Here is a 13,233-nt window from a genome sequence, read left to right as displayed (position 1 = left end):
ATATTCTAGGTAGTCGGCGTCAGCCCTTTCAGTTTCGCGGGCATCTCGCCGCCATAGGCCCATTCGAGCAGTTCGACCGTATGCAGGATCGGTATGCCCGTTCCCGTGGCGATCTGCGTGATGCAGCCGATATTGCCGGTGGCGATGACATCGGCCTTCGTCGCCTCGAGGTTCCTCACCTTGCGCGCCTTCAACTCGGCGGAGATTTCCGACTGCATGATGTTGTAGGTGCCAGCCGAGCCGCAGCAGAGATGCCCTTCCGCCGGCTCGCGAACGGTGAAGCCCGCCGTCTTCAACAACTGCTTCGGCGCCATGGTGATCCTCTGGCCATGCTGTAGCGAGCAGGCGGAATGATAGGCGACGGTGATGCCGCGCGGCATGTGCGCAGGCAAGTCGAGGCCGGCGAGATATTCGGTGATGTCCTTGGCAAGCGCCGAGATCTTCGCGGCCTTGTCCGCATAGGCCGGATCGAGGCGCAGCTTGTGGCCATAATCCTTGATCGTCGTGCCGCAGCCCGAGGTGGTCACGATGATGGCGTCGAGGCCACCGGCCTCGACCTCGCGCATCCAGACATCGACATTGGCGCGCACGCTCGCCAATGCCTGCTCCTCGCGGCCCATATGATGCACCAGCGAGCCGCAGCAGCTCTCGCCTTGCGGCACCACCACTTCGACGCCAAGGCGGGTCAGCAGCCGGATGGTGGCCTCGTTGATCCCTGGATCGAGCACCGGCTGGGCACATCCCGTCAAGATAGCCACCCGCCCGCGCCGTTCCGCCTGCGGCTGATGCAGCCCAGGCTTGGCAAAAGGCGACGGTGCCGGGATGGAGCGCGGCGCGAGATCGAGCATGGCGGCGAAGGGTTTCAGGGCCGGAATGCGCTTCAGCAGACCCTTTAACGGCCGAGCTAGCCGCGCGAGGTTGAGCGCCAGACGGAAACGGCCGGGATAGGGCAGAACCGCAGCCAGCATGTTGCGCGTCAGCCGATCGAGCAAAGGCCGCTTATAGGTTTCCTCAATATGGGCGCGGGCGTGGTCGATCAGATGCATGTAGTCGACGCCGGAGGGACAGGTGGTGACGCAGGCGAGGCAGGACAGACAGCGGTCAATATGCGTAACCACTTCCTCATCCGCCGGCCGGTCGTTTTCCAGCATGTCCTTGATCAGATAGATGCGGCCGCGCGGACTATCGAGCTCGTTGCCGAGCGTCACATAGGTCGGACAGGTGGCGGTGCAGAAGCCGCAATGCACGCATTTGCGCAGGATAGCCTCGGATTCGGCCACATGCGGATCGGCAAGCTGGGCAAGGGTGAAATTGGTTTGCATCAGGCAGTCTTCCCCATCACGCCATCTTCCCCGGATTGAAAATCCCCGCCGGATCGAATTTTTCCTTCACGCGCGCCGACAGCAGCGCCACGGCCTCCGGCTGCGGCTCAAAGGCCGGTGTCGTTGCACGAGTGGCAGCTGTGGCGCGCAGCAAGGTCGCATGGCCGCCGCCGAGGGCGTGGATATAGCGGCGGAGGAGATCGCCTTCGGGCTCCGCTTCCATCCGCATCCAGACGAGGCCGCCCTGCCAGTCGTAGTAGGCATCGACGCCGGCATCGAGGCGAAGTGCGGCGACAAGTTGATGCCCGATGCTCGGGGCGACGGAAACGCGCCAGACGGGGCGCATCGTGCCATCGGCATAGGGCTTTACATCGCGGATCTCGCGCCAGAGCCGGCTGCTGTCCACCGCGGCAAGCCGGGTCACCGGGCCGAGACGGCCCATGGCGGCGGCAAGTTTTTCCGCCCTGACCGAGACCGAACCGGCCAGGCCCTCGATACGCAACACGGTCGCCTCGCCTTCCGGCAGCTTGCCGTCGAGAAAGGTCCAGCGGACGGTCAGCGGCAGATGCGCGGCGCCCGATATGTCGAGCGGCAGCGCCATAACCGCCGCCATGGCATTTGCCGCCTCGGCGTCATTGAGGCCGGAAACGACAATCGTCTCCTCGGTCTTCGGTCGCGGCGGTACGCGGAAGGTAACCTCGGTCAAAAGGCCGAGTGTGCCGTGCGAACCGGCCATCAGCTTGACCAGATCAAGGCCGGTGACGTTCTTCATCACCCGTCCGCCGGCCTTGACGATCTCGCCCTTGCCATTGACAAAGCGGACACCAAGCAGGCTGTCGCGCGCGGCACCGTTTATGAAGCGGCGAGGACCGGAGACATTGGCGGCGATGACACCGCCAATCGTCGGCTCGCCTTCGGTCGCCATCAATGGCCGGTGATCCATCGGCTCGAAAGCCATCATCTGGCCGCTCTCGGCAAGCGCGGCCTCGACTTCGGCAACGGGCGTTCCCGCCCGCACGGTCATCACCATCTCGCCGGGATTATAGGCGACGATGCCGGTAAGTCCTCGCGAACATAATGTTGCGTTGGCGGCGACGGCATTGCCGAGGCCCGAGCGTGTATTGCCGCCGATGATCGCCAGGGCCGCACCACGGATCGCGTGGTCGCGGACAATGGCCGCCGCTTCGTCTTCCGTCTTCGGCAGAAATTCACTCATGCTGCGTTACGTCCATCCAGCGGGAAGACCTTGGAGGGGTTCAGGATCCAGTCGGGATCGAAGGCGGCGCGCACCGACATCATCTGGGCGAGATCGACCTCCGCATATTGGTGCCGCATCAGATCGCGCTTCTCGATGCCAACGCCATGCTCACCCGTCAGGCAGCCGCCAGCATCGACACAGAGCCGGAGAATATCATTGCCCGCCGCTTCCGCCTTGGCGGCGTCTTCGGGGTCGTTGGCATTGAACAGGATCAGCGGATGCATGTTGCCGTCCCCTGCATGGAAGACATTGGCGACGCGCAGGCCATAATGATCAATGATCTCCGTGGTCTTCTGCAGGACATAGGAGAGTTGGCTGAGCGGCACGGTTCCGTCCATGCAAATATAATCGGCAATACGGCCGGTGGCGCCAAAGGCGGATTTACGGCCTTTCCAGATCAGCGCCGCCTCGGTTGCCGATTGGCATTCGCGCACGGTCTTGACGTTGTGGGCACGGGCGATGTCGACGATGCTTTTCAGCATATCGTCCATCTCCGCTTCCGAGCCCTCGACCTCTACGATCAGCAGCGCGCCGACATCAAGCGGATAGCCGGCATGGGCGAAAGCCTCGCAGATCTCGATCGCCTGTTTGTCCATGAATTCGATGGCGACAGGGACAATGCCGGCGGCAATGACATCGGCTACACAGGCGCCCGCCTGTTCCGACGTATCGAAGCCGAACAGTACTGGCCGCGCGCCCTCCGGCTTGGCGATCAGCCGCACCGTCGCTTCCGTAACGATGCCGAGCTGCCCCTCCGAGCCGCAGACGAGACCAAGCAGATCATAGCCCGCCGCATCCAGCGCCTTGCCGCCAAGATCGATCACCGTGCCGTCGGTCAGCACCAGCTTGACGCCGAGCAGGTTGTTGGTGGTGACGCCGTATTTCAGGCAGTGCGCACCGCCGGAATTCATGCCGATATTGCCGCCGATGGTGCAGGCGAGCTGCGAGCTCGGATCAGGCGCATAGAAGAAACCGTCCGCTGAGACGTTTTCGGAAATATTCAGATTGGTGACGCCGGCCTGTACCGTCGCCGAACGGTTGGCGAAATCGATGTCGATAATGCGGTTCATCTTGGAAAGGCCGAGCACAACGGCATCTTCCTGCGGAATGGCACCGCCGGAAAGTGATGTGCCGGCGCCGCGCGGCACGACGGGAATGCCGTAGCGGTGACAGTATTTCATCACGGCGGCGACCTCCGCCGTCGAGCGCGGCAGGGCGACGGCGAGCGGCATGCGGCGATAGGAGACAAAAGCATCCGTCTCAAAGGGCATCAACTCGCGCGGCTCGTGGATCAGGCATTCCGGGGCAAGAAGATCGGCAAGATCGGCCACAATCTCGCTGCGGCGGGCCAGGACATCCGCGCGCGGCGCCAGAAATGAAATGGCCTCGGCCATGGCGTTCTCCTCCTGCATCCAAATCGGGATACAGCCTCTTTTTAACGCCATATCACGGTTATCACTTTCCCGAAATCGGCGCAAATGATAAGCATTTATGCCAAAAGAGGAACAAGTTACGCCATGACCAACCTCGGGGATCTCGAAATCTTCGCCAGCGTCGTTGCGACGGGCAGCATGTCGCTGGCCGGCCGCGCACTCGGTTTCTCGCCAGCCGTCATTTCCAAGCGCATCAAGCGTCTGGAAGACAGGCTCGGCACGCGGCTTTTGCAGCGCACGACGCGGCAGATTTCGCTGACGGAGGCCGGCCAGGGCTTCTATGATCGGGTGCTTGCCATCCTCGCGGGACTGGAGGAGGCCGAAGCCTATATTGGCGGTCGCTCAGCGCAGATGCAGGGCACGCTGAAGATTTCCGCCCCAACTTCCTTCGGCCGGTTGCATATCGCCCCGCATCTGAAAACCTTCATGCAGGCGCATCCGGACCTGGCGATCAATCTCATCCTGACCGACGAGTTCACCGATATCGTCGGCGGTGGTTACGATCTTGCCATCCGCATTGCCGAGCTCACCGATTCCAGCCTCGTTGCGCGACGCCTGGCGCCGGTGCGCCGCGTACTCTGCGCCTCGCCCGCCTATGTCGCCGCCCATGGCATGCCTGGGGATATCGACGATCTGCGCCGCCACATCTGCCTGCCGGCGCACAATCACGATCCGTGGCGGCTGGATGGGCCAAAAGGTGCCTTGACCTTCCGGCCGGAGGGCAGGCTCATCACCAATTCCAGCGAGGTGATCCGCGAGGCCGTCATCGCCGGCCTCGGCATCGCGCTGCGCTCCACCTGGGACATCGGCCCCGAGCTGAAGGACGGCCGCCTGCTGCAGGTGCTGCCCGCCTATGAAGGTTCGCACAATGTCACGCTCTCGGCCGTCTATCCAAGCCGCCAGTTCCTGCCGGCGAAGGTCCGCGTTTTCATCGATTTCCTGGCGGAGCTTTACGGGCCGGTGCCCTATTGGGAGCGATAGGGCTCAGCTACCGCGCCAGATCGAGATAGGCCGACGCCACCATGGCGTCGATATCCGCTGGCACGGGGACAAGACAGGCTTCCCTGCCGAGCCTACCCTTTGCCACACGTTCCAGGCAGCGGGCTTGCAGCGCGAAGCCGAGATCCATGGATTCGACGGTATTGCCGAGCGGACGCGGGCCGGCGAGGTTGGCCATGTGGCCGGCACCGAGGATGTGGAAAGAGCGGCCGTCCCGCATGCGGATGGTCTCGATATGCTCAGCCTCGTAGCGATCGACGCCGGCGATATCCGGGCTGTTCCGGAAGCCTTCGACATAGATCTCATGCGGGAAATGGCCGCCATTCATCAGGATCGCGCCATCCTTGATCAGCGATAGATCCGCTGCGGTTATGATCGCGGGATAGCCCGTGACGGTGATCAGGATATCGGCGGAGCGGATCGCCTCAGCGCGCAAAGGCGTGACGAAGCCATCGAGATGCGCCTCAAGCGTTGTCACGGGATCAATATCGACCACGCTGACGGTGGAAAAGGCATTTCGGAAACAGGCGGCCGCTCCCCTGCCACAAGCGCCGTAGCCGAAGATGGTGACACGCTTGCCGTTGGTCGAACGGTTGGTGAAGCGCAGGTAGCTCTCGAACAGGCTCTGACCGACGCCATGCTTGTTTTCGGCAAATTGCTTGATCGGGCTGTCATTGATGACGAGGATCGGCTTGGCCAGCTTGTCACGCATCGGCAGCAATCGCGTGCGGCCCGATGTCGTTTCCTCGGTGCCACCCAGCAGGTTTGCATAGGGGCGCTCAGCGGCGCGCGCAAAAAGATCGCCGCCATTGTCGAGCAGCAGATCCGGTTTCTCCGCCAGGATGGCATCGAGGCTGGCCCCATGCTCGTCGGTGTCGGTGGTCTGGGTGGCAAAGACGGTTACGCCCTGCGCACGGAGATAGTCTACGGTTTCCGGCTGGGTGCTGTTGAGATTGCCAGTGCAGACAAGGTGAGCGCCGCCGGCGCGCAATGTCATCAACAACGCTACCGTCTTTGGCTCGAGATGAATGCCGGTGCCGATCGTCAGGCCGGCAAAGGGTAGAGTCTCACGAAACTCCGCCGCCGTGGCCGCAAGCAGCCGGCAGCTCCGACCAACCCAGTCGATACGGGAAAGAGAGGAAGGCTGGTCCATCTTGCACTCCTGGCATTGGTCTGTGGTGCTGCGATTTCTCACGGAGAATGACGTGGTGTCGATGGACATTGGAATGAACGATAGGGCAGAAAATCTGCCATAGGCGTTCAACGGGATGCGTAGGTCTCGCCGGAATTATCAGGCCAGGACTGTCCCTGCCGCGACCAGCCAGTCTGCCAGCCCAATCAAAGCCACGTCCTGCACGTCGCCACTGCGGACGCTGAGACTGTATCCCGCCGGTCTGCGGATGAAGCCATAGGGTGCCGTCAATGTGCCGCGATCGATATCCTCGCCGACAGCCGTGCGTGGGGCGATGGCAACGCCGACACCGGAGCGGGCGGCGCCGATCGCCAGAAGCAGGTCTTCGAACTCACGATTTCGAGCGAAGCGAATGGGAGCCCGGCCGCTTTCGGCAAACCAATCGTCCCAAAGACCCGGCGCGGAACGGCTGGTCAGGGCGACAGCGCCGGCAAGAGCCTCCACGCCGGTGACAAGGCCGAGGCGTATCGCAAGGTCGGGCGTCGCCACCGGGCCGAATTCATCCTCCATGAAACGAATGGCGGTGATGTCTGGCGCCGGCCGATATTCGCCGCCCATGATCACCGCGTCGAGATCGGGATGGCGCGCCAGCGGCTCGACCGTCGTCATGGGAATGATGTCTATATCGATATCGGGAAGCGCCACCTGCAGATCGGCGACGCGCGGCATCAGCCACCAGACGGCGAAAGCGGAGGGAACGCCAAGACGAATAGTGCGTCGATCATCCGCCGTGAGCGTGCTCGAAGCCCGCGTCAGAATGCCGAAAGCGACGCCGACGGCATCGGCAAAGGCCCTGCCCTTTTCCGTCAGCACCAGTCGCCGGCCATCGCGCCGGAACAAAGCAACGCCGAAATGGCTCTCCAATACGGTAAGCTGTTGACGCACGGCGCCGCGCACGACACCGAGTTCGTCCGCCGCCCGCAATATGCTGCCGCGACGAGCAACAGCATCGAAGGCGCGTAGCGCGTTCAGCGGAGGAAGGCGTTGCAACGGGAGGCGTTCGGACATAACGAAGATTTATCTTGTTTTCCAGCATGATAGGAAGAGCAGCCCAGCAATTGCGCCATCTGCGGCATGTAAACCGCACCCGATGTCGTTTACAGCACAGTCACTGGCGAATATCAGAGGCCGAATCAGCGCATTTTTTCCTAAACAACACTCAATAAAGATGTGAAGAAATACCATATGTGTTCATATGGAATGCGCAATTTTTCCACACAATGCTAATGTATATCCGATTCTCAACTCAAGCTCTTTATGGTGACACGACTCTTGGCCATTCTCACCCGTCTTGCAAATGATGTGCAGCTAATGTTTCGGCGCCCGCCGCGACAGCAATATGCTGCTCTCTGCTATCGGGTGAAGAAGAAGACGGGTGAGCTGGAAGTGCTGTTGCTGACCAGCCGCGACACCGGTCGCTGGGTCATTCCCAAGGGCTGGCCGATGCCGGGCAAGCTGTCGCATGAAGTGGCGGCCCGCGAAGCTTACGAAGAGGCCGGCGTGCATGGGACGGTGGAAACCGAGCCGCTGGGCGCATTCAGCTATGACAAGGTTCTGAAGGACGGCATCCAGGTGCCCTGCCGGGTTCAGGTCTATGCGCTTGATGTCAGCAATCTCGCCAAGAATTTCAAGGAAAAGGGCGAGCGCTCGATCGAGTGGGCGTCCTGCAATGAAGCCGCCAAGCGTGTCCGCGAGCCGGAACTGCGTGACATCATCCTTGCCTTCCAGGACCGGATGACGGCAAGATCTGCCACAGCGCAGTCAAAGTAAGCTGCTAGATATTCCCAACAAATAAATTGTGCTGGAATGATCGCCGGCCCCATTGCCCGGCGCTCGGTGCAGCGTAAGACTATACGTTTCGATTCAGAGAATGGCATGCCCGAAGACCGACCGGTAACACTGACAAAACGGACGCTAGACAAGGATCTCGACAAACTCACCTATGTCGAGGATGCGGCCAACCATGTCACGAAACGGCTGATCGCTCCCGGCCTTGGCCTGATCTTCCTTGGCTTCGCCATGTTTGTCGCCGGTATTTACGTGCTGGACCGACCTGGCGCGACGCTGGTCATCGCCGCCGTTGCACTTGCCGGCTACATGGCCATGAACATCGGCGCCAAGGACGTCGCCAACAATGTCGGGGCGGCGGTCGGCGCGCGCGCCATTACCATGACGCAGGCCCTGGTCATGGCGGCCATCTTCGAAATTCTCGGCGCCACGATCGCCGGTGGTCCTGTTATCAAGACCGTTTCGACCCATATCGTCGATACCGACCGGATCATCAGCAGCGGCAAGCTCGCCTGGTTGATGATGGCGGCGCTGCTGTCAGCCGCGCTCTGGATCAATTTCGCCACCTGGCTGAAAGCGCCCGTCTCAACCACGCATGCCATCATCGGCGCAGTGGTGGGCGCAGGCGCCGCCGCCGTCGGGCCGGACATGGTCAACTGGCATGTGCTGGCAGCGATCTCCGCCGGCTGGGTGGTGACGCCCTTCCTCGGCGGCACGATCGCCGCCGGCATGCTGTTTTTCATCAAGACCTTCATCATCTATCGCAACGACAAGATAGCCGCGGCCAGGTACTGGATCCCCATTCTCATCGGCCTGATGGCCGGCGCCTTTGCCGCCTATCTTGTCCTGCAACTCGCTTCAAGGGATACGGTCGCCGGCCTGCCTACCCTTGCGATCGGTATCGGCATCGGCCTGTTGACCTGGCTCTGTGCGAGGCCGTTGGTGGCGGCGCAGTCCGTCGGGCTGGAAAACAAGAACAGCGCATTGCGCAAGCTCTTTCGCCTGCCGCTGATCTGTTCGGCGGCGCTGATGTCCTTTGCGCATGGGGCCAATGATGTTGCAAACGCCATCGGCCCGCTGGCGGCGATCGTGCGCAGCATCCGCCAGGGCGACAGCCTCAGCATCGTCGCCGACGCAGCCGGCCAGACCGTGCCCTTTTGGGGTCGTGCTGATCGGCGGCTGCGGCATTTCCGTCGGCATCCTGCTTTACGGCCCGCGCCTGATCGGCCTCATCGGCTCGCAGATCACCAAGCTCAACCCGATGCGCGCTTATTGCGTGGCGCTATCGGCGGCGCTCACCGTGATCGTCGCCTCCTGGTTCGGCCTGCCCGTCAGCTCCACGCATATTGCCGTCGGCGCGGTCTTCGGCGTCGGCTTCTTCCGCGAATGGTACACCAGTCGCTCGAAACAGCGGCTGGACTATATGCGGCAGAAGGCCGAAGCCTCCGGGATCGTCTGGAGCGATATGGAAGAGGCGGACGAACATAACCCCGACGAGATCCATCGCCGGCGCCTCGTAAGGCGCTCGCATTTCATGACCATCATCGCCGCCTGGGCCATCACCGTGCCGGTTTCGGCCCTGCTTGCAGCCACGGTATATTGGGCTATGGTCGCGCTCTTCATTTAAGAGGTTCCCCATGCGCGCCAATTTCCGCATGCAACGGCTGTTCGTGGTTTCGGATATCAAGGCAAATGCCGGCATCGAAGCCGATCAAGAACAATTCAACTATCTCGCCAATGTTCTGCGCATGGAGGACGGCGCGGCGCTCTTGATCTTCAACGGCCGTGACGGCGAGTGGAGAGCGAGCATCTCCTTTCCCTCACGCAAGCGCATCCTGCTGACCCCGGTCGAGGAAACGCGGCCGCAGCCAGCGCCTTCCGATCTCCACTATCTCTTCGCGCCGCTAAAAGTCGGGCGGCTCGATTATCTCGTGCAGAAGGCGGTGGAGATGGGCGCCGGCCTGCTGCAACCGGTGATGACCCAGCATGTGCAGGGCAAGATCACCAATCTCGACAAGGTCAGGGCCAATGTCATCGAAGCGGCCGAGCAATGCGGCATTCTTGGCATTCCCGATGTCGCTGAGCCGGTGAAACTGGCCGACCTCCTTGAGCGCTGGCCGAGGGACCGCCGCATCATCTATTGCGACGAAGGCGATGCTGGACAAAACCCGCTGCCGCTTCTGGCGAAGATCAAGGAGAAGCATCTGGCGCTGCTGGTCGGCCCGGAGGGCGGTTTCTCGGAGGAGGAACGCGCCCTGCTGCGCAGCCTGGATTTCGTCACCGCCATTCCGCTCGGCCCGCGCATATTGCGCGCCGACACGGCGGCGGTGGCGGCAATGGCGGTCATCCAGGCAGCGATCGGCGATTGGAATTGAGGTGAACATCTCTCCTCCCATGGGGAGCAGGGGTGCCGGATAGATGATCCTATTTTTTTGAACGGCCCTTGAAAGAAATTCACTTGCACCGTACCTCAATTCGCTGCAATCACCCATCCAATCGGCCCACGGCTTGCGCGGGCTTCTTTCCGAGATCAAGGTAATACCATGGCGCGCGATACTACCGACCAGACTCCGCTCTCCTCGGTCTCGGACATGACGGCTTATCTGGCCGCCGGCAACAAGCCGGAGGAGCAGTTCCGCATCGGCACGGAGCACGAGAAATTCGTATTCTTCCGTGCCGACAACAGCCCCGTGCCCTATGCGGGTGACGCCAGCATTTCCGCGCTCCTCAAGGGCCTGCAGGACAAGAGCGGCTGGGATGCGATCCTCGACCGCGACAACATCATCGGCCTGGCCGAGCCGACCGGCATGGGCGCGATCTCCATCGAGCCCGGCGGCCAGTTCGAACTCTCGGGCGCCCCGCTCGAAACCATTCACCAGACTTGCAAGGAATCGAACCAGCACCTGGCGACGCTGCGCGAGATCGCCGAGCCGATGGGCATCCGCTTCCTCGGCATTGGCGGCAGCCCGAAATGGACGCTGGCCGAAACGCCGCGCATGCCGAAATCGCGTTACGACATCATGAGCCGCTACATGCCGAAGGTCGGCACCGAGGGACTCGACATGATGTATCGCACCTGCACGATCCAGGTGAACCTTGACTTCTCCTCCGAAGAAGACATGCGCCGCAAGATGCGCGTGTCGATGAAGCTGCAATCGCTGGCAACGGCGCTGTTTGCTGCCTCGCCCTTCACCGAGGGCAAGCCGAACGGCCTCTCCTCCTGGCGCGGCGAGATCTGGAAGGACACCGACAACCGCCGTGGCGGCCTGCTCGATTTTACCTTCCGCGACGATTTCGGCTTCCATGACTATGTCGAATGGGCGCTCGATATTCCCATGTATTTCGTCGTTCGCGACGGTCACTATCACGACTGTACCCATGTCACCTTCCGGCAGTTCATGAACGGCGCGTTGAAGGGCGAGATCGCCGAGTGGGAACCGACCATGGGCGACTGGACCAACCATCTCTCCACCCTCTTCCCGGATGTGCGCCTCAAGCGCTTCCTGGAAATGCGCGGTGCCGACGGCGGCCCGTGGCGGCGCATCTGTGCATTGCCGGCCTTCTGGGTCGGCCTGCTCTACGACGACGCGGCCCTTACTGCTGCCGACGAACTGACCAAGGACTGGACCTTCGAAGAGGTCAATGCGCTGCGCGATATCGTGCCCGTGCAGGGCCTGAAGTCCGTGATCAAGGGCCATAGCCTGTTCGACATCGCCCGCGATGTCATCGGCATTTCCCGCAATGGCCTGAAGAGCCGTGCGCGGCTGAACAGCGACGGCCAGGACGAAAGCGTCTTCCTGGCGCCGCTCGAGGAAGTGCTCGCCAAGAAGGGCACGCTCTCCGACGACCTGCTGATGCTCTATCACGGCCGCTGGAACCAGTCGGTCGAGCCGGTCTTCGAGGAATATCAATACTGAGGGCTGGCTCCAACTCGGCAATGATCGACCGATAGAAACCGGTATGCGCCCTCTTTTTTCCCGCTATACTATCTGAATCAAGCGCCGCATGATTCAGAAGCGGCCTCATTGCGGGGGAAGGAACTTCGATGCTGCCACTCTTCGACATGATGATGCAGGCACAGAACGGCGCAGCCACCGAGGCGATGGCAAAGCAGTTCAACCTCGCGCAGGAACAGGCGACCAAGGCCATTGCGGCGCTGATGCCCGCCTTTTCTTCCGGGTTCAAACGCAGCGCGAGCGACCCCTACAACTTCATGGGCGTGATGCAGGACATCACCTCCGGCAATTATGCCAAATATTTCGAAGACATGAGCAAGGCCTTCACACCGCAAGGGATTGCCGACGGCAATAACGTGCTGGGGCGCCTGTTCGGCTCCAAGGAGGTCTCGCGTGCCGTAGCCGCGCAGGCCGCGCAGATGACCGGCATCGGCCAGGATATCTACAAGCGCATGCTGCCGGTCATGGCCGACGCGCTGATGGGCGGCCTGTTCAAGGAAACCAGCGGCCAGATGCCTCAGATGGCCAATCCTTTCCTCAACGCGCCGATGGGCGAGATGATGCAGAACTGGCTGCAGAGCATCGGCTTTGCGCCAAAGCAGCAGCCAACGCCGCAGGCGAGCATCTTCGACAATCCCTTCACCCAGGCGATGGAACTGATGTTCGGCGCGCAGGCGGCCCAGCGCGAAAAGCCCGCTGTCGCCAATCCCTTTCTCGACAATCCCTTCGCCAAGGCATTTCAGGACATGATGCGCAACACCTCGACGGCTCCAGAGCCGCCGAAGGAAGAGCCCAAAGCCAAGCCTGCGGCCCCCGGCGTCGACATGGCCGCCTATACCGAGATGTTCAACGCCATGTTTGACAGTGGCCTGGACGTGCAGAAGAACTATCAGAAGAACATGGAAGCGATCTTCGACAGCTACAAGCCGGCGGAAAGTAAGTCCGCGCCGAAATAGGCGTGAAGATTGGCGGGTCTCGCGGTAGAAGACATGGCCACAAAGTCGTTTCTGCAATGCAATCTTCGTTGGAAAAAGACGGATGATGCGGAATTCGTCTTTACGGCTGTCGATCCATGCGAAGGGGCGCTGGTCATCCGGTTGAACGACCTCCCTGCAGAGCCACTGTATACCCTCCCATGTGACACAGTGCCGATCGAGAGCTTCGATGATTGGCCTCAGTCTTGGCAAATTGATTGAGTCTTGCCGAAACTCTTGTCCGTCCGAAGCTTATGACGCTTCCTCGGTTACCTCCGCGTGCCACCGCTGGAGTTCCGCATCAACGACAA

Annotated in this window: 10 protein-coding genes and 1 pseudogene; 6 read left to right on the top strand and 5 right to left on the bottom strand. The window is 61.6% G+C overall.

Annotation, left to right across the window (positions count from 1 at the left end):
• Positions 1–5: 5 nt before the first annotated feature.
• Genes glcF through HB780_RS29450 form a run of 3 tightly spaced genes read right to left on the bottom strand, consistent with a single transcriptional unit; the run spans position 6 to position 3,974 of the window.
• Positions 6–1,322 carry a glycolate oxidase subunit GlcF gene (gene glcF, locus HB780_RS29460; protein WP_183691544.1) on the bottom strand — a complete coding sequence of 439 codons (1,317 nt, stop codon included), beginning with the start codon at positions 1,320–1,322 and terminating at the stop codon, positions 6–8.
• 16 nt (positions 1,323–1,338) lie between these two features.
• The gene (locus HB780_RS29455; protein ID WP_183691542.1) at positions 1,339–2,538 is read right to left on the bottom strand and encodes an FAD-binding protein; all 1,200 of its coding nucleotides are present in this window, start codon (positions 2,536–2,538) and stop codon (positions 1,339–1,341) included.
• The gene (locus HB780_RS29450; RefSeq protein WP_183691540.1) at positions 2,535–3,974 is read right to left on the bottom strand and encodes an FAD-binding oxidoreductase; all 1,440 of its coding nucleotides are present in this window, start codon (positions 3,972–3,974) and stop codon (positions 2,535–2,537) included. The genes HB780_RS29455 and HB780_RS29450 overlap by 4 nt, the downstream gene beginning before the upstream one ends.
• 123 nt (positions 3,975–4,097) lie before the next feature.
• On the opposite strand from HB780_RS29450, the gene HB780_RS29445 reads away from it, so the two are divergent.
• Entirely contained in the window at positions 4,098–4,994 is an 897-nt protein-coding gene (locus HB780_RS29445; RefSeq protein ID WP_183691539.1) for a LysR family transcriptional regulator, read from the top strand.
• Between the two features lie 7 nt (positions 4,995–5,001).
• Here HB780_RS29445 and HB780_RS29440 read toward each other — a convergent pair whose 3' ends face one another.
• Both HB780_RS29440 and HB780_RS29435 read right to left on the bottom strand, forming a co-directional pair.
• Positions 5,002–6,165: an adenosylhomocysteinase gene (locus HB780_RS29440; RefSeq protein ID WP_183691537.1), complete on the bottom strand. Its 1,164-nt coding sequence runs from the start codon at positions 6,163–6,165 to the stop codon at positions 5,002–5,004.
• A 138-nt stretch (positions 6,166–6,303) separates the two neighbouring features.
• On the bottom strand, positions 6,304–7,212 hold the full coding sequence (locus HB780_RS29435) for a LysR substrate-binding domain-containing protein (RefSeq protein WP_183691535.1): 909 nt from the start codon (positions 7,210–7,212) through the stop codon (positions 6,304–6,306).
• Between the two features lie 264 nt (positions 7,213–7,476).
• Between HB780_RS29435 and HB780_RS29430 the strand changes: the two genes are divergently transcribed.
• The 5 genes and pseudogenes from HB780_RS29430 to HB780_RS29410 all read left to right on the top strand — a co-directional run bounded on the left by HB780_RS29430 (position 7,477) and on the right by HB780_RS29410 (position 12,904).
• Positions 7,477–7,974: an NUDIX hydrolase gene (locus HB780_RS29430; protein ID WP_183691533.1), complete on the top strand. Its 498-nt coding sequence runs from the start codon at positions 7,477–7,479 to the stop codon at positions 7,972–7,974.
• 105 nt (positions 7,975–8,079) lie between these two features.
• Positions 8,080–9,619: pseudogene (locus HB780_RS29425) on the top strand (inorganic phosphate transporter).
• Between the two features lie 10 nt (positions 9,620–9,629).
• The gene (locus HB780_RS29420) at positions 9,630–10,367 is read left to right on the top strand and encodes a 16S rRNA (uracil(1498)-N(3))-methyltransferase (protein ID WP_183691531.1); all 738 of its coding nucleotides are present in this window, start codon (positions 9,630–9,632) and stop codon (positions 10,365–10,367) included.
• A gap of 168 nt (positions 10,368–10,535) precedes the next feature.
• Entirely contained in the window at positions 10,536–11,909 is a 1,374-nt protein-coding gene (locus HB780_RS29415) for a glutamate--cysteine ligase (RefSeq protein ID WP_183691529.1), read from the top strand.
• Between the two features lie 128 nt (positions 11,910–12,037).
• Positions 12,038–12,904 carry a DUF937 domain-containing protein gene (locus tag HB780_RS29410; protein ID WP_183691527.1) on the top strand — a complete coding sequence of 289 codons (867 nt, stop codon included), beginning with the start codon at positions 12,038–12,040 and terminating at the stop codon, positions 12,902–12,904.
• Positions 12,905–13,233 lie beyond the last annotated feature (329 nt).

This window comes from Rhizobium lusitanum, from assembly GCF_014189535.1.
GTDB lineage: Bacteria > Pseudomonadota > Alphaproteobacteria > Rhizobiales > Rhizobiaceae > Rhizobium > Rhizobium lusitanum_C.
The sequence above is the reverse complement of the archived record's forward strand: the minus strand, read 5'-3'. Positions and strand labels throughout refer to the sequence as shown.